This window comes from Acidovorax sp. BoFeN1 (assembly GCF_003345135.1).
GTDB classification, from domain to species: domain Bacteria; phylum Pseudomonadota; class Gammaproteobacteria; order Burkholderiales; family Burkholderiaceae_C; genus Acidovorax; species Acidovorax defluvii.
Genome location: NZ_QOZT01000048.1, coordinates 1 through 15,870 on the forward strand (window position 1 = coordinate 1; position 15,870 = coordinate 15,870).

General features: G+C 62.7%; 15 protein-coding genes and 1 pseudogene. 13 read left to right on the forward strand and 3 right to left on the reverse strand.

Features of this window, described 5'->3' with window-relative positions:
* The 5 genes and pseudogenes from DTW89_RS19985 to fosX form a co-directional block, all read left to right on the forward strand.
* Positions 1-78, forward strand: a pseudogene (locus tag DTW89_RS19985) (DUF4124 domain-containing protein); the annotation flags it as partial.
* 115 nt (positions 79-193) lie between these two features.
* Complete coding sequence (locus tag DTW89_RS11750; RefSeq protein WP_114656082.1) at positions 194-964, forward strand: tyrosine-protein phosphatase; 771 nt, start codon at positions 194-196, stop codon at positions 962-964.
* 452 nt (positions 965-1,416) lie between these two features.
* Positions 1,417-3,246: a DEAD/DEAH box helicase gene (locus DTW89_RS11755; RefSeq protein ID WP_114656083.1), complete on the forward strand. Its 1,830-nt coding sequence runs from the start codon at positions 1,417-1,419 to the stop codon at positions 3,244-3,246.
* Between the two features lie 36 nt (positions 3,247-3,282).
* Positions 3,283-4,860 (forward strand): hypothetical protein, encoded by a 1,578-nt coding sequence (locus tag DTW89_RS19315; protein ID WP_147277652.1) that lies wholly within the window; start codon positions 3,283-3,285, stop codon positions 4,858-4,860.
* A 6-nt stretch (positions 4,861-4,866) separates the two neighbouring features.
* A complete protein-coding gene (gene fosX, locus DTW89_RS11765) occupies positions 4,867-5,280 on the forward strand; it encodes a FosX/FosE/FosI family fosfomycin resistance hydrolase (protein ID WP_330863500.1) in 414 nt (137 codons plus the stop codon).
* A gap of 83 nt (positions 5,281-5,363) precedes the next feature.
* On the opposite strand, the gene DTW89_RS11770 is transcribed toward fosX, so the two are convergent.
* Together DTW89_RS11770 and DTW89_RS19320 are read right to left on the reverse strand one after the other, a co-directional pair.
* Complete coding sequence (locus tag DTW89_RS11770) at positions 5,364-6,506, reverse strand: Fic family protein (protein ID WP_114656085.1); 1,143 nt, start codon at positions 6,504-6,506, stop codon at positions 5,364-5,366.
* Between the two features lie 249 nt (positions 6,507-6,755).
* On the reverse strand, positions 6,756-6,953 hold the full coding sequence (locus DTW89_RS19320) for a type II toxin-antitoxin system RelE/ParE family toxin (protein WP_147277653.1): 198 nt from the start codon (positions 6,951-6,953) through the stop codon (positions 6,756-6,758).
* 177 nt (positions 6,954-7,130) lie between these two features.
* On the opposite strand from DTW89_RS19320, the gene DTW89_RS11775 reads away from it, so the two are divergent.
* Both DTW89_RS11775 and DTW89_RS11780 read left to right on the forward strand, forming a co-directional pair.
* A complete protein-coding gene (locus DTW89_RS11775; RefSeq protein WP_024813411.1) occupies positions 7,131-7,640 on the forward strand; it encodes a DUF1993 domain-containing protein in 510 nt (169 codons plus the stop codon).
* 121 nt (positions 7,641-7,761) lie between these two features.
* Positions 7,762-9,171, forward strand: a complete 1,410-nt coding sequence (locus DTW89_RS11780; RefSeq protein WP_114656099.1) for a DUF2130 domain-containing protein — start codon at positions 7,762-7,764, stop codon at positions 9,169-9,171.
* 60 nt (positions 9,172-9,231) lie between these two features.
* Here DTW89_RS11780 and DTW89_RS11785 read toward each other — a convergent pair whose 3' ends face one another.
* A complete protein-coding gene (locus DTW89_RS11785; RefSeq protein WP_114656086.1) occupies positions 9,232-9,807 on the reverse strand; it encodes a flavin reductase family protein in 576 nt (191 codons plus the stop codon).
* A 324-nt stretch (positions 9,808-10,131) separates the two neighbouring features.
* Between DTW89_RS11785 and DTW89_RS11790 the strand changes: the two genes are divergently transcribed.
* The 6 genes from DTW89_RS11790 (at position 10,132) to DTW89_RS11815 (ending at position 15,834) form a co-directional block, all read left to right on the forward strand.
* The gene (locus DTW89_RS11790) at positions 10,132-10,512 is read left to right on the forward strand and encodes a VOC family protein (RefSeq protein WP_114656087.1); all 381 of its coding nucleotides are present in this window, start codon (positions 10,132-10,134) and stop codon (positions 10,510-10,512) included.
* 237 nt (positions 10,513-10,749) lie between these two features.
* A complete protein-coding gene (locus tag DTW89_RS11795) occupies positions 10,750-11,511 on the forward strand; it encodes a 3-oxoacyl-ACP reductase (protein ID WP_114656088.1) in 762 nt (253 codons plus the stop codon).
* 319 nt (positions 11,512-11,830) lie between these two features.
* Positions 11,831-12,655 (forward strand): orotidine-5'-phosphate decarboxylase, encoded by an 825-nt coding sequence (gene pyrF, locus DTW89_RS11800; protein WP_114656089.1) that lies wholly within the window; start codon positions 11,831-11,833, stop codon positions 12,653-12,655.
* A gap of 169 nt (positions 12,656-12,824) precedes the next feature.
* Positions 12,825-13,718: a LysR family transcriptional regulator gene (locus tag DTW89_RS11805; protein WP_114656090.1), complete on the forward strand. Its 894-nt coding sequence runs from the start codon at positions 12,825-12,827 to the stop codon at positions 13,716-13,718.
* Positions 13,719-13,855: 137 nt separating this feature from the next.
* Positions 13,856-14,836, forward strand: a complete 981-nt coding sequence (locus tag DTW89_RS11810) for a Bug family tripartite tricarboxylate transporter substrate binding protein (protein ID WP_024813418.1) — start codon at positions 13,856-13,858, stop codon at positions 14,834-14,836.
* Positions 14,833-15,834: a succinylglutamate desuccinylase/aspartoacylase domain-containing protein gene (locus tag DTW89_RS11815; protein ID WP_114656091.1), complete on the forward strand. Its 1,002-nt coding sequence runs from the start codon at positions 14,833-14,835 to the stop codon at positions 15,832-15,834. The genes DTW89_RS11810 and DTW89_RS11815 overlap by 4 nt, the downstream gene beginning before the upstream one ends.
* The last annotated feature ends 36 nt before the right edge of the window (positions 15,835-15,870 follow it).

Genomic DNA, 15,870 nt, shown 5'->3' on the forward strand with positions numbered 1-15,870 from the left:
ACTTACACCGACCAGCCCTGCCCACCGGGTAGCCAGGAGCAGCGGGTGGATGGTGCCGTCACCTCATTGCCGCGCTGACATTCAAGCCACCGGCGCACACACAGATGGCGCCGCGCACCCGCGTGACACGGCACGTCACCCGCATGGGATAAGCTGGACTTTTGCGTTTTAACGCCACCCCGGCGCCCTGACCATGCAGCAGCAACCCCCCACGCATTCCACCAGCCCCACCCGCTCGCTCCCGTTCACCGGTGTCACCAACTTCCGCGACCTGGGCGGCTACACGGGCCATGGTGGGCGGCCGGTGAGGTGGCGGCGGCTCTTTCGGTCCGACCATCTGGCGGGCCTTACGCCACAAGACCAGGCGCTGCTGGCCGAGCTGGGCGTGGCCCGCGCGGTAGATTTTCGCGGCCAGGCCGAAAGCGCGGCCCATGCCTACGCGCTGCCCGGCGTGGCCTACCACCCGCTGGCCATTGAGCCCACCGTGATCCAGCGCGCCCTCGACCTGCAGCGCACCGGCCGCCAGCTCACCGCGCAAGATGCCGTGGGGCTGATGCAAGAGACCTACCTGGGCTTTGTGCACGACAACGCACCGCGCTTTGCCGAGCTCTTCCGACTGCTGCTGGCCAGCGATGCGCCCACCGTGTTTCACTGCACCGCCGGCAAAGACCGCACCGGCTTTGCCGCCGCCCTCATCCTGCTCGCCCTGGGCGTGCCGCGCGACGTGGTCATGCACGACTACCTGCTCACCAACGCGCTCTACCAGCGCCCGCCCGGCATGGGCAGCCACGCGCCCGAAGAAGTGCTGCGCGTGCTGTGGCGCGTGCAAGAAGAGTTTCTGGACGCCGCGCTGCACATGGTGGACAACGACTTTGGCGGCGTGCAAACCTATCTGGTGGACGTGCTGGGTGTGGATGCCGCAGCGCAGCAGGAGCTGGCGGGGCGGTATCTGCAGGCGGTGTGACGCGTTCGCGCGGGTGAGGGCGCCGATGGCGTGGCCGGTTGCTGGTGGCGCGTGTCGCACCGATGTGCGCGCTACAAGTCTGCACGCACTGCCAAACTGGTTTTTGGCACGGCCTTGCCGCATCGCTTTTGCCTAACCGCGGCGCAGCTGATCGCCGGCGTGCGGGCATTTGGGCTAGCGGGCGCTGAGCCAGCCCAACACAGCGGGCCTTCAGCGCCAGCTTGATGTTTGCTCACCAATTCATAGCTGTTAGCGCTTGCTGCATAAGCGCTAGAGGCCAATTTGACTTAAACCTGCGAGGGGTGATGCACCGCAATCCATTGCCTCGCGCGGGCTCGCTCTATTCATGCGGCTTATCTTCAAAGGTTGCGCCCCGCCACCACACCCCCTACAGTGCATTAACAACTGCATACAAACATATGCAGCGCACAACATAGGGGGCGACCAGCAGCATGGCGACATTGATACCGGCGATAGGCTCGTCCGCATTTGATTCCACGGGCGAGCGACGCTTGGCCGAGCGGCTGGAGCAAAAGCTCGATGCCGACTACCTGCTGTGGCACAACGTGCCCATCGGCCCCAAACAAACCCACCCCGACTTTGTGGTGCTGCACGCGCGCAGGGGCTTGCTGGTGCTGGAGACGAAGGACTGGCGCCTGCAAACCGTGCAAAACGCCACCCGGCAGGCGTGGACCATTCTGGACAACGGGCGCCCCAAAGTCGTCATCAACCCCCTGGCCCAAGCCCGCCACTGCGCCATCCAGGTGGTCAACGCGCTAGAGCGCGACCCGCAACTCGTGCAGGCCGAAGGGCCGCACAAAGGCAAGCTCGCGTTTCCGTGGGGGCACGGCGTGGTGTTCACCCGCATCACCCGCAAAGAGTTTGAAACCTCGGGCCTGGCCGAAACCATCGACCCGCATTACGTCATCTGCCAGGACGAAATGCTCGAACACGCCGACCCCGAAGAATTTCAGCAGCGGCTGTGGAACATGTTTGCCCACCGCTTCGGCGGCGCCATCACCCTGCCACAGCTCGACCGGGTGCGCTGGATCATGTTCCCCCAGGTGCGCGTGCAAACCCAGGGCGCCCTGTTTGACGACAACGATGCCGACGCCCAGCTGCCCGACATCATGCGCGTGATGGACCTGCAGCAAGAGCAGCTGGCCCGCAGCCTGGGCGACGGCCACCGCGTCATCCACGGCGTAGCGGGGTCCGGCAAAACCATGATCTTGGGCTACCGTGCCGAATACCTGGCCAAGGCCAGCACCCCGGCCAGCAAACCCATCCTCATCCTCTGCTTTAACGAGCCGCTGGGCGTCAAGCTGGCCAGCGTGATGGACGCCAAGGGCCTGAGCGACCGCGTGCATGTGCGGCACTTTCACAGCTGGTGCCACCGCCAGCTCACCGCCTACGGGCAGGCCCTGCCGCCCCAAGGCGGCGGCTTTTATGAAGGCCTGGTGGGCAACGTCATCCGCGCCGTAGAGCGCAGCCAAATCCCCGGCGGCCAATACCAGGCGGTGATGATCGACGAAGGCCACGACTTCGCGCCCGAATGGCTCAAGCTCATCACCCAAATGGTGGACCCCACCACCAACAGCCTGCTGGTGCTGTACGACGACGCGCAAAGCATCTACGAGCGGGGCCGCAAAAAGAACTTCAGCTTCAAAAGCGTCGGCATCCAGGCGCAGGGCCGCACCACCATCCTCAAGATCAACTACCGCAACACACGGCAGATATTGCAAACCGCCAACGCCATCGCGGGCGACCTGCTCACCGCCGAAGACCGTGATGACGACGGCATCCCCCTCGTCAAACCCGTGAGCTGCGGCCGCGACGGCTCCGAGCCCATCGTCATCCACCTGCCCACCCTGCCCGACCAGGCCGCCAAGATCGCCGAGCTGCTGCAAGGCGCACACGCCGATGGCTTTGCCTGGGGCGACATGGCCGTGCTGTGCCGCACCGAAAAAATCCGCGACCTGTGCGCCAGCGCCCTCTACAAACGCGGCGTGCCCGTGCAAAACCGCCGGGGCCCAGGCGACTACGACCCGCTGGCCAACAGTGTGAAGGTGATGACCATGAAGGTCAGCAAGGGCCTGGAATTTCCGGTGGTGGCGATACCGGGGGTGGAGCGGCTGGAGCGAATGGGGGCGGATGCCACCGAGCCGCGAGAGGGTGCGCTGGCGCTGTCAGAGGCCGAGGTGCAGGCGCGCAGGGAGGCGGCGCGGGTGTTGTATGTGGCGGCGACGAGGGCTACGCAGAGGTTGGTGTTGGGGTGCGTATAAGCAGACAGGCTCAACTTCTTATTCACAGCAAAACAAATGAAAAAAGCCTTTGGCCGAAGTCTGGATGACTTTCTTCCGCTGCGAGATGCAGAGAACAAACTTTTGCACGCCTGTGCCTCAGGGACCGACCTTGCCCTCTCCCATGGACGGCCTGAACAAAAAACTCCAGAGAACGCATTGCGAGCGGAGTTTGTACGGTTCCTGGCACTTGGAGGTGACGAAAGTGCTGCGATTCATGAAATGGGAGTTCAGGTTGAAGGGGCTTGGATAGAGGGCTCGCTCAATTTGGATCACTGCACAGTCAGACGTATCTGGTTGGGTAAGTGCTATTTTGAGAAGACCCTTGAGATGAGAAATGCTCAATTTCAAGGAAGCCTTCATTTGAATGGATCATCCATTCCAGGAGTTAAGGGCGATGGATTGATCTGCCACGGCAGCATCTTCTTTCGGTCTGGGGTGATAAAGGATAGGGCTTGCGAATTGAGGTCATCTACCATTTATGGTGGTCTAGAGTTTTCAGGAAGTAGTTTTTTAGGTGGCCAAAAAAACGATGATGCCCTTGGCTTGGATCGCGCAAAAATATACGGCAGCATCTTCTTTAATAAAAACTTCCATGCTGTTGGAAAGGTTTGTCTATCTGGTGTGGTGGTAGATGGTTCGCTGCAGATAAGCCAGGCTAGTATTGAATGTGGAAGTGAGCCAAGTGAATATTTGCTTGATCTTAAAGGTGCCTCTATTGCAGTGGCTTTGCTTTTTAGAGATATGATTTTGCCGGTGAATGGAGTTAATTTAGAGGGTGCTACGGTCAAATACTTGGTGGACGAATATTTGGCTTGGGGTGATGGGTTGAATTTTGGATCTTTTTATTTTGAATTTTTTCAAGGTGTGGGTTTGCGTGTTTCGGCATCAGAGCGTTCTAGTTGGCTCAGAAAGCAAAAACAAAGTGAGAGCTTAGATGTCTCTCACATCAACGCGCAGCCTTGGATGAATGTCGTCAACGCATTGGCTCGTTCTGGTCTTCCTGAACATGCTGTGCAAGTAGGTATGGATTTTGAATCGCTGAAGTATTTTGGTGAAAAGAAAATTGTCCGCCCTGAAGAAAGTAAAAGTAAATTTAAGGGGGTTTTTGGAAGAATTTTCAAGAGATTTATTGGGCTTCTCTCTTGTGTCTTGATTGGATACGGCTACAAGCCCTGGAGGCTGTTGGGCTGGTTCGTGTTCTTTTGGTTTGCAGGTGGTAGCTTGTATTGGTATGCTGAGTTGGAAAAAAGTATTCTTCCAAGCTCACCTTTGGTTTATTTGAATAATGAATTGTCAGAAGAATGCAAGGCAAATTGGGTTCTTTGCGAATCAATGCCTGATTCTCACAGTGCGTTCTCTCCCTTTGTCTATTCTCTAGATGTTTTGTTGCCTGTGGTCGACTTGGATCAAGAGAAAAACTGGACTATGAAAACTCCTGGTATGAAGGAAAAATTTCTAGATGAAATTTTCATCAACTGGAGTTTTGGACACCTTTTAAGATTCATGTATTGGTTTCAAGTGATTTTCGGATGGGGGAGCGGCCTGATTTTTGTTGCCATGATTACTGGACTTCTCAAGCGTCAGGAAAAGTAGTTGCGTATGCCGGAACCCATCCTCGGCCTCAGCCACCTCACCTTCATCGTGCGCGACGTGGGCCGCACCGCCCGCCTGTTCTGCGAGGGCCTGGGCGCGCAAGAGGTTTACGACAGCCAGGGCCGCAACTTCTCCCTCTCGCGCGAAAAGTTTGTGCTGCTGGGTGGGCTGTGGCTGGCGTTCATGGAGGGCGAGCCACCGGCACAGCGCAGCTACCGCCACGTTGCCTTTGCCGTGGCTGACGAGGATTTGCCCGCTTGCGAGGCGCGGCTACGCGCACTGGGGGCGGAGGTGAAGCCGCCCCGCCCACGGGTGGAGGACGAGGGGCAGTCGCTGTACTTTTACGACTTTGACAACCACCTGTTTGAACTGCACACCGGCACGCTGGAGCAGCGGCTGGCGCGGTATGCGCAGGGGTAGTGGTGGTGACTTGCGGCGTTGCTATGCCGTCAATTGCTTCTGATTTGATAGCTGCTGGCGCTTATTGCTAGGGCGCTAACCGCCTATTTGACCAAGATGTAGGCGGTATTCCGCCCGCCACCTTCCAGCCGCGCCAGCACGCCCAGGGCCAACAGGTCGTTGATGTCGCGCAGCGCTGTATCGGGTGAGCATTTGGCCATTGCTGCCCACTTGGCGTTGGTCAGTTTGCCCTCCATGCCATCCAGCACGCGGTTCAGCACCAGCGTTTGCCGGGCGTTCATGGGCGTGCCTGCCCAGCGCTGCCAGAACTGGGCTTTGTCCAGCACGCCCGCCAGTGTGGCGTCTGTGCCCTGCACGGCGCGCAGCAGGCAGCCCAGAAACCAGTGCAGCCACGGGGTCACGTCCAGCGGGCCTTTTTGGGTGGCTTCTAGCTGGTCGTAATAGTCTTTGCGCTCGCGCTGAATCTGGGCGCTGAAGCTGTAGAAGCGTTGATGCGTGCCTTCAGCGCGTGCCAGAGCCATGTCGCCCACGGCGCGGCTCAGGCGGCCGTTGCCGTCGTCAAAAGGGTGCAGGGTGACCAGCCACAGGTGGGCCAGGCCCGCTTTGATGATGGCGTCGCCCGCTGGGGCGGCTTCAAACCAGTCAAAAAAGGCCTGGGTTTGCGCGGGCAGGGTGGCGGCGGGTGGGGCTTCAAAGTGCACTTTCTCTCTGCCCATATCGTCAATGTTTTGGCCAGACACCACTTGCATGGGGCCGCTGGCATCGGTGCGCCACGCGGCCACGGTGATGCGCGTGCGCCCGCTGTAGCCGGTGGGGAACAGCGCGGCGTGCCAGCCAAACAGGCGCTCGTGGGTCAGGGGTTGGTCAAAGTGGCGGGTGGCGTCCAGCACCACGTCCACCACGCCGTCCACATGCCGGTCGCTGGGTGCCAGGGCTCCAATATCGAGCCCCAGCTTGCGGGCCACGGAAGAACGCACGGCGTCCAGGTCCAGCCGTTCGCCTTCGATGGCGCTGGTGGTGATGACTTCTTGTGTGAGCACTTGCAGGGTGGCCTGGTCGCGCTGCGGCAGGCCCAGCTCGGCCATGCGCCCGGCCAGCATGCCCTGTGCGCGATGCACCTGCGCAAGTGGCGCGGCCAGGGCGGCTGCGTCAAACCGCCACTGCGGCCAGTCGGGGCGTTGCCACAGGTAAGTGCGGCGGCGAGGGGCTTTCTTTTCGGTCCACATGCGGTGATTATGGCGTTTATTCACCGCAAATTGCGCGGTGAATAAACGGGCTTTTCACCGCATGAACCTCAAGCGCTGGGTCGTATTTCCCATTAGACGTGTTAACGACGCCCTTCGGGTGGCTTCGACATGCTCAGCCCGAACGGATAGGGGCAGCTCTGACACGCGTAGCCAGGCTGGCAGTTATTCTCGTTTTGATAGCTGCTGGCGCTTACTCAATAAGCGCTGGCGGCCAATTTGGCTCAAAACCTAGCGCTTGACCCCGGCCTCAAGCGGGCTGCGCACGGCCAGCACGAACACCGTGTCCAGGGCCTCTATGTAGTGGTGCAGCGCCACGTAGCTGCGCGCGGCGTGGCCGATCACCAGTTTGCGCTCGCCGCCTTGCACGAGGCGGCCGATCTGATAGATCCGACAGCGCCTGGCACGTGAAGCCCGTTGGTAAGGCAAGGGTGGAATCGCCTTGGAAGCGCCGGTCCCTGCAGGCGGGTTACAGTGCCCGGCGGCGCAACAGGCGGGCGCGAACCAGGCGCTTCCAGACCAGTACACACGAACTTGGCAGCCCTTGGCCCTTCGGCGCGACGGGCCCCTGGCTTTTCCCCTTTTCCCCGCTCACCGGACCACCCCATGACCAGCCCTATGTACTCCCACTCGGTTCCCGTCCTCAAGCAGATGCTGACCGCGTTGAAAAGCATTCTTGCGCAGGCGAGCGAATACGCAACCGCCAAGTCGATCGAGCCAGACGCCTTGCTGCAGGCACGGCTGGCGCCCGACATGTTCCCGCTGCTCAAGCAGGTGCAGATTGCCGCCGACTTTTCTCGCGGCATCGCGGCGCGGCTGGCGGGGGTGGATGTGCCGGTCTTTGCAGGCGAAGAGAAAAGCTTTGCCGATCTGGATGCGCTGTTGGCGCAGACCTTGGCCTTTTTGGAAAGCGTGAACGCAGCGCAGTTTGAAGGCAAAGAGGGCGTTGAAATCGTCTTGCGCCCTGGCACGCCCAAAGAGAAAAAGCTCAGTGGGCAGACCTACTTGGCGAACTATGGTCTGCCGCAGTTCTTCTTTCATGTGACGACGGCCTACGCCATCCTGCGCCACAACGGTTTGCCCATTGGCAAGCGCGACTACATGGGCGCTTATTGACCTGAACATGTTCGGCACGGCGCTTCACACACCGCGTTGTGCAGGGCATTGCGGCCGGGCTTTGTGCAGGTGCTGCCCGCTATGCTCCCCCACCAACGAAACACGACACACGGTGACCGCCATGCACGACATCATCTGCCCCCACTGCAACAAGGCGTTCAAGGTGGACGAAACCGGGTATGCCGACATCCTCAAGCAGGTGCGCGACGCAGATTTCCATGCGCAGTTGCACGAGCGGCTGGAGCTGGCCGAGCAGGACAAGCGCAATGCGGTGGCGCTGGCGCAGGCCCAGGTGGCCAATGAGCTGCAGAAGGCGGCAGCCGCCAAGGATGCACAGATTCAAGCCCTGAAGGCCCAGCTGGATGCCGCCGAAGTGGCGCGCAAGCTGGCGGTGTCTGAGGCGCTGGGCGGAGTGCACCAGGAGCGCGATGCGCTGGCTAATGAGCTGGAGCGCGCGCGGCAAGCGCAGCAAACAGCGGCCCTGCTGGCAGAAGCCCGGCTGGCGCAGGAGCTGCAGGGCGCGGCCGCCAAAAAGGACGCCGAGATCCAGCTGCTCAAGTCGCAGCTGGAGGCGGGCGAGGTGGTGCGCAGGCTGGCGGTGTCCGAGGCGGTCACCGTGGTGGCCCGCGAGCGCGATGAATTCAAGAACGATCTGAACCTGGTGGTGGTGAAAAAGCAGCTGGAGGAGGCCGCCATCAAGGAGCAATACGCCTTGCAGTTGCGCGACCGCGATGGCGAGATTGCGCGGCTGCGGGACATGAAGGCGCGCCTGTCAACCAAGATGGTGGGCGAGACGCTGGAGCAGCACTGCGAGACGGAGTTCAACCGCATCCGCGCCACCGCGTTTGCGCGCGCGTATTTCGAGAAGGACAACGACGCGCGCAGTGGCAGCAAGGGCGACTACATCTTTCGCGACCTGGACGAGTCGGGCAACGAGATCGTCTCGATCATGTTCGAGATGAAGAACGAGAGCGACGAAACCGCCACCAAAAAGCGCAACGAAGACTTCTTGAAAGAGCTGGACAAAGACCGCAGTGAAAAAGGCTGCGAATACGCGGTGCTGGTGTCGCTGCTGGAGCCCGAGAGCGAGCTGTACAACACCGGCATCGTGGACATGTTCTACCGCTACCCCAAGATGTACGTGGTGCGGCCGCAGTTTTTCATTCCCATCATCACGCTGCTGCGCAACGCCTCGATGAAGTCGTTGCAGTACAAGTCAGAGCTGGCGCTGGTGAAGGCGCAGAACCTGGACATCACCAAGTTCGAATCGCAACTGGAGGAGTTCAAGGGCGCGTTTGGGCGCAACTGGCGCCTGGCGTCGGACGGGTTTGAAGAGGCTATCAAGCGCATTGATGAGGCGATCAAAGATCTGGAGAAGACCAAGGAGGCGCTGCACAAGTCGGCCAACAATTTGCGCCTGGCCAACGACAAGGCCGAAGATCTGACGATCAAGAAGCTGACACGCGGCAACCCAACGATGGCGGCCAAATTTGCGGACCTCAAGCAGTTGGAGATTTCGGATGGGGAGTAATGCGCCCTCGTCCGCAAGGGGCGAGGGATCAACACCCGGCGCCGCGCACTGCTACCAAAATTACACCGTCACCGACGCCCCCGTGGCATAGAACTGCCCACCCGCCACGTAGTGCAGCGTGCGCAGCTCGTCCGGTGCGGTGTCGAACTCCCAGTGGCCATTGCGGAACACGCGCTCGTCGGCCCAAGCGGCCAGCACTTCGCCGATGAAGAGGTCATACGTCTGCTGGTTGTGCGGCTCGGGGATGACGCGGCACAGCAGCCAGGCGGCGCAGCCCTGCACCAGGGGCGTGGCGTGGCCGGGCGCGTGAAAGAGCTGCACGCCGTGCTGCTGCAGCTTGTCGGGGTGGGTCTTGGCGCTGTCGGTGCCGATGCCCACCGTGAGCGCGGCCATGGCCCGGGTGGGCAGTTGCAAGGCAAAGTGCCCGCTGGCCTCTACCAGTTGGCGCGTGCGCGTGGCCTTGTCGAGCACCACCGTGACCTTGGGCGGGGCAAAGTCCAGCGCGCAGGCCCAGGCGGCGGCCATGGCGTTGTCCTCGCCCGCATGGCTGGCCGAGACGAGCACGGTGGGGCCGTGATTGAGCAGGCGGTAGGCCTTGTCCAGCGGGACGGGGGTGAAGTGCGGGTTGGGTGGCATGGGGTAGCGCAACGGTGGGTGGACAAGTGGGCCAGGACAGGGGATGGGGACTTGGCTGACACGGTTGAGATGACCATCCCGCCCCCATTTTTGCTCTTATTTTTATAGCTATTAGCGCTTTCAGAATAAGCGCCAGGGGCTATTTTGACCTGAAGTTTGCCACTACACCGCGGATGCCGGGCGTGACGTGCGCCTCCCGCCGGCCGGTCGCGCCGGTGTGCAAGGGGCTTTACGTCGGCCCAGACCGGGGCGGCGTGGCAACAAGTACCATTCCGTCGCCTGTCAACCGCCCCGCCGGGGACCTCAAATAAGGAGACAAACGCCATGTTCAGTCATGTGATGGTCGGTGTAAGTGACCTGGAGCAGTCCAGAAAGTTTTACGACGCGCTGTTTGCCACGATGGGGATCAGCCCCGGGGTAGCCAACAAGAACCGTTATTTCTTCCGCGGCCCCCAGGGCACCTTTGGCATTTCCACGCCCATCAACGGCGAGCCCGCCACAGTGGGCAACGGCAGCACCATCGGTTTTGCGATGCAGTCGCCCGAGCAGGCCGATGCCTTCCACGCAGCCGGCGTGGCCAATGGCGGCACCACCTGCGAAGACCCGCCGGGCTGGCGCGAAAGCCCTGGCGGCAAGCTCTACCTGGCCTATCTGCGCGACCCGGACGGCAACAAGCTGTGCGCCCTGCACCGCCCCGCCGCATAGGTTGAACGGTTGTGCGAATGAACGGGGGCATGGAACAGCCGGGGTAAAAATCGGGGTCAGACTCCCAATCAACGCCCCCACGGGTTCCTGCTCTCCCACCGGGTTTTCCGCTGCAACGGTGGCAAATCCAGCCACTTGCCCAGACCCGTGCTGGCCGTCCACCGCGCCGGGACAAGGCAGCTGGCAGGGCACTATTTGCCGCCACAATCTGCGCTTGCATCCATTTTGGGAATCGACATGCTGATAGCGGAACAATGGGTTTTGGTGACCGGTGGCGCCCGTGGTCTGGGCCAGTCCATCACACGGGCGCTGGCGCGCGAAGGCGCGGGCGTGGTCATCAACTACCACCACAGCGACAAGGCCGCCGCCGCGCTGGCCGAAGAACTGGGCCCGCGCGCCATGGCTCTGCAGGCCGATGTGACCGATACCGCCGCTGTGCACACACTGTTTGCGCAGGCCCATGAGCGCACCGGCCAGCCCATCAGCAGCGTGGTGAACAACGCACTGGTGGGCTTTCAGTTCGACGGCGACGCGCGCCCACAGATTGGCGACATTGCATGGCAGCGCTTCAACCAGCAGATCGAAGGCGCCGTGAAGGGTGCGCTCAACACCTTGCAGGCGGCGTTGCCCGGAATGCGTTCGCAGGGCTTTGGCCGCATCGTGAACGTGGGCACCAACCTGTTTCAGAACCCCGTGGTGCCGTACCACGACTACACCGCCGCCAAGGCAGCGCTGTTGTCGCTCACACGCACGGCGGCCAACGACCTGGGGCCGCGCGGCATCACCGTGAACATGGTTTCGGGCGGCCTGCTGCGCAGCACCGACGCCAGCAGCGCCACGCCCGAGGCGGTGTTCGAACTCATCGCCAGCCTGACCCCGCTGCGCCGCGTGACCACACCGGCCGAGTTTGCCGACGCCGTGCTGTTCTTCCTCTCACCCTGGTCGCGCGCGGTGACCGGGCAAAACCTGATTGTGGATGGCGGACTGGTGAAGGGTTGAGCGGCGCCTGGCAGGGCGGCTGGCCAATCACATGAAGGTGATGACCATGAAACTGGTGCGCACCGAAGACAGCCGCATCGTGCCCGGGCAGAACTGCGCGTTGACCAATGACCGCGACGTCCAGCGCCTGCTGACCGTACCGCGCTGACCGCTTTCGCCCTCCCGGGTCTTGAAAAAAAATGGCCGATCAACGGCCACTTTTTTATGGGCGCAGCGCTTCGGGGAAGTGGACCACCGGGGCGGGTCTGTGCCAAACGCCCACACTGCGCCGCCGGGAAGCTTGTCACATCCGCCATGGTGCCGCCTAAAATTACACCCCATGACATTTCTCGACATGCTGCGCAGTGCTTCCACCCAGAACAACTCGATGCTCTGCGTGGGGCTGGACCCCGAACCCAACCGGTTTCCCGCAGGCATGCGCGGCGATCCGCGCAAGATCTATGACTTTTGCGCCGCGATTGTCGACAGCACGGCCGATGTGGCGTGCGCCTTCAAGCCCCAGATTGCCTACTTTGCAGCCCATGGCGCCGAAGACCAGCTAGAGCGGCTGATGCAGCACATGCGCTGCAACGCCCCCCATGTGCCGGTGATTCTGGATGCCAAGCGTGGCGACATTGGCTCCACGGCCGAGCAATACGCCAAAGAGGCCTTTGAGCGCTACGGCGCCGACGCCGTCACGCTCTCGCCGTTCATGGGGTTTGATTCCATCGAACCCTACCTGGCCTACCACGGCAAAGGCGCTTTCCTGCTGTGCCGCACCTCCAACCCCGGCGGCGACGACTTGCAAAACCAGCGCCTGGCCAGCATTGAGGGGCAGCCCCTGCTTTACGAACATGTGGCGCGCCTGGCGCAAGGCCCCTGGAACCGCAACGGCCAGCTCGGCCTGGTGGTGGGCGCCACTTACCCCCAGGAAATTGAACGCGTGCGCAGCATTGCACCCACGCTGCCCCTGCTGATCCCCGGGGTGGGTGCGCAGGGCGGCGATGCCGTGGCCACCGTGCGCGCCGGGCTGCGCCCTGACGGCCCCATCATCGTGAACTCATCGCGGGCCATTCTGTATGCGTCGGGCGGGGACGACTTTGCAGCCGCCGCGCGCCATGAGGCCCTGCGCACCCGCGCTGTGCTGCAAGCGGCGTGCGGCTGACACGCCCGACAACCGTGGAGACACCAGCTGTGCTGCAGTGCGGTGAAACCACCGGGTACAAGGCTGCGCATGGCGACGCCTCGCCGTACCAACCCCACATGCAGCCAACAGGAATGGGCAGCAGGGATAGAGGGTTTGGTGAACCCATGCATCCACTGCCTGCCGGGCCATGCAGCTGAAGTGGCTGGAGGATTTCATCACGCTGGCGCAGGAGCGCAGCTTTACGCGTGCTGCCGAGTTGCGCCACGTCACCCACCCCGCATTCGGGCGTCGCATCCGCGCCCTTGAGGCCTGGGCTGGAACACCTTTGGTAAAGCGCGGTGGCGGTCCCGTCACACTGACGGCGGCGGGTGCCAGTTTTCTGGAAACCGCCGCGCAACTGGCGCGCAACCTGGCGCAATCGCACGAGGAGCTGCAAAGCCTGGCCGGGCGCCAGGGCCGTACCGTGACGCTGACCACCGGCCGCACCCTGGCACGCACCGTGGTGGCTGACTGGCTGGTGCGCCTGCGCCCGATTCTGCAAGACGGACAATTGCACGTCCTGACGCGCGCGTTGGCGGACACCGTCGCCATGCTGGAGCGCGGCGAGGCCGACTTCTCGCTCGTGTACCACCACCCGGCATTGGCCATTGGGCTGGACGCTCGGCAGTTCATGCATGTCACCATGGCCACGGATCGCCTGGTGCCCGTATCCCGCGCCACACCGCAAGGGCTGCCGCTGCACGCCTTTGCGCAAGCGCAACCCGTTCCGTACCTGGCCTACGCACCCCAGTTGGCGCTGGGGCGCCTGGTCGAGGACCACCTGGCGCACAACCCGCATGCACCGCGCCTGCAGCGCCTGGTGGAATGCGACTCGGCAGATGCCCACTACGAATACGTGCAAAAGGGACTCGGTGTGGCCTGGCTTCCTTGGTCGATGGTGCATGCCGACTGCAAGAGCGGCTGCCTCGCACGCGCGGGCAGCGAGGCAATGGAAGTGCGCTTTGACGTGCGCCTGTACCGGCCCAAGCGCCGCCTGGGCCCGCTGGCCGAAGCCTTGTGGCAGACCGTGACGCTGCGCTGACCGCAACAGCGCAAGCACAAGCACAAGCACAAGCACAAGCACTTGGCCCAACTACGCACCGACTGGTGCCGTTTCGGCACCAACGAAGCCTGTGCGCGTTCCCACAATGGGCAAACCCCACCACAAGGACAACTGCCATGCACACCCTCCATCTCTCTCGCCGCGCCGCCCTGGCCTGCAGCCTGGCCGTGCTGGCCAGCGCCCCGGCAGTCGCCCAGGAAGCCTCGTATCCCAGCAAGCCCATCACGATCGTGGTGGGTTATCCGCCGGGCGGCAGCACCGACCTGACGGGCCGGGTGGTGGCCACCGAGCTGGGCAACCGCCTGGGCGTGCCGGTGGTGATAGAGAACATTGGGGGTGCCGGCGGTGCCATTGGCGCGCAAAAAGTGGCCAGCGCCGCACCGGACGGCTACACCCTGCTGGTGGGGGCGAGCAACGAGATCGCCATCAACAAGCTGGTGACCAAGAAGGTCAAGTACGACATCAAGGACTTCACAGCCATCGGCCTGATCGCCTCGCAACCCCTGGTGCTGGTGGCGTCCACCGGCTCCGGGGTGAAGAACCTGGCAGAGTTCACGCAGAAAGTCTCCAAGAACCCCGGCAAGTTCAGCTACGGCAGCTCGGGCGTGGGCACCTCGCTGCACTTGGCGGGCGAGATGATCAAAGAACAGGGCAAGCTGTTCATGACGCATATCCCCTACCGCGGTGTGGCGCCGCTGACCAACGACCTGATGGGCAACAACCTGGAGTACGGCGTGTTCGTGTTGTCCAGCGGTCTGCCGCACATCAAGAGCGGCAAGGTAATCGCACTGGGCACCACCGAAGCCACGCGCTCGGCCGCCACGCCCGATATCCCGGCGATCTCTGAATCAGCCCAGTACAAGAACGTGGACATTGGCGTCTGGTTCGCGCTCATGGCCCCCGCGCATTTGCCCAAACCGGTGTTCGACAAACTCAAGAAAGCGCTGAACGAAGCACTGCAGGCACCCGAGCTGCGCAAGAAGCTGGAGAGCAGCGGCTCGACGGTGTCGTCACCCAGCGTGAACATCGACAAGTTTTTGGCCGCCGAAGTGGCCAAGTACAAACAGATTGTTGAATTCGCCAAGATCGAAGAATGAGCACCGTCCTCCCTCCCCCAACGGCCCTCAGCTTCACGTTGCCCGCACCAGACCTGAGCGCCTGGCGTACAGGCAACACCGGCACGCCAGGCGTGTGGCACTTCGACTCGGGTGTGCCCGGGCGCCACGTGATGATCAGCGCCCTGGTGCATGGCAATGAACTGTGCGGCGCCTGGGCCCTCAAGGGTTTGCTGGAGGCAGCGCTGCGCCCGCAGAAAGGTCGGCTGACCCTGGCCTTTTGCAACCTGGATGCGTTCGACCGCTTTGACGCCGGCAACCACGATGCCTCGCGCTTCACCGACGAAGACCTGAACCGCCAATGGCTGGACGAGCGCATCGACGCCGCGGAAACCAACGAGCGCCGCCGCGCCGCCGCGCTGCGTCCGTGGGTAGCGCAGGCCGACTGGCTGCTCGACATCCATTCCATGCATGAGCCCTCGGCCCCGCTGCTGCTCACCGGGGTCCAGCCACGCAACCTGCAACTGGCGCGCGCCATGCGCTCGCCCGAGCACATCGTGATCGATGCCGGGCACAAAGACGGCGTACGCATGCGCGACTATGGGCGCTTTGGCCTGCCCGATGGCGAGGCCCCGGGGCAGGGCGGCGATTCGCGTTCGCTGCTGATCGAGTGCGGGTTCCACGGCGACCCCGCCAGCCGCGCCGTGGCACAGGACCAGTGCGTGCGCTTTCTCGAAACAGCCGGCGTGGTCCAAACGGCGGAGCTGGACCGCAGGCTGCCCGGCTGGCGCCTGGCCGATGCACCCCGCCAGTGGGCGCTTGAGGTCACGGGCCCCGTGGTCGCCCGCAGCAGCGCCTTCCGTTTCAACGCACCCTTCACCGGACTGGAAGTGATCGCGCAGGCAGGCACGGTGATAGGCGACAACGATGGCGAACCCGTCGCCACGCCCTACGATGACTGCGTGCTGGTGATGCCCTCTACGCGCCAGGCCCGCGCTGGCGTTACCGTGGTGCGCTACGCACGCCGTCGGTTGCTGTGATGCCCCCGCCCCCGGCACCGGGGTGCGGCCAGCCAC

Bases quoted from the DNA above. Each gene is read 5' to 3' on its own strand.
- DTW89_RS11750 (WP_114656082.1), top strand. From the start codon at position 194: ATGCAGCAGCAACCCCCCACGCATTCCACCAGCCCCACCCGCTCGCTC.
- DTW89_RS11755 (WP_114656083.1), top strand. From the start codon at position 1,417: ATGGCGACATTGATACCGGCGATAGGCTCGTCCGCATTTGATTCCACG.
- DTW89_RS19315 (WP_147277652.1), top strand. From the start codon at position 3,283: ATGAAAAAAGCCTTTGGCCGAAGTCTGGATGACTTTCTTCCGCTGCGA.
- fosX (WP_330863500.1), top strand. From the start codon at position 4,867: ATGCCGGAACCCATCCTCGGCCTCAGCCACCTCACCTTCATCGTGCGC.
- DTW89_RS11770 (WP_114656085.1), bottom strand. From the start codon at position 6,506: ATGTGGACCGAAAAGAAAGCCCCTCGCCGCCGCACTTACCTGTGGCAA.
- DTW89_RS11775 (WP_024813411.1), top strand. From the start codon at position 7,131: ATGACCAGCCCTATGTACTCCCACTCGGTTCCCGTCCTCAAGCAGATG.
- DTW89_RS11780 (WP_114656099.1), top strand. From the start codon at position 7,762: ATGCACGACATCATCTGCCCCCACTGCAACAAGGCGTTCAAGGTGGAC.
- DTW89_RS11785 (WP_114656086.1), bottom strand. From the start codon at position 9,807: ATGCCACCCAACCCGCACTTCACCCCCGTCCCGCTGGACAAGGCCTAC.
- DTW89_RS11790 (WP_114656087.1), top strand. From the start codon at position 10,132: ATGTTCAGTCATGTGATGGTCGGTGTAAGTGACCTGGAGCAGTCCAGA.
- DTW89_RS11795 (WP_114656088.1), top strand. From the start codon at position 10,750: ATGCTGATAGCGGAACAATGGGTTTTGGTGACCGGTGGCGCCCGTGGT.
- pyrF (WP_114656089.1), top strand. From the start codon at position 11,831: ATGACATTTCTCGACATGCTGCGCAGTGCTTCCACCCAGAACAACTCG.
- DTW89_RS11805 (WP_114656090.1), top strand. From the start codon at position 12,825: ATGCAGCTGAAGTGGCTGGAGGATTTCATCACGCTGGCGCAGGAGCGC.
- DTW89_RS11810 (WP_024813418.1), top strand. From the start codon at position 13,856: ATGCACACCCTCCATCTCTCTCGCCGCGCCGCCCTGGCCTGCAGCCTG.
- DTW89_RS11815 (WP_114656091.1), top strand. From the start codon at position 14,833: ATGAGCACCGTCCTCCCTCCCCCAACGGCCCTCAGCTTCACGTTGCCC.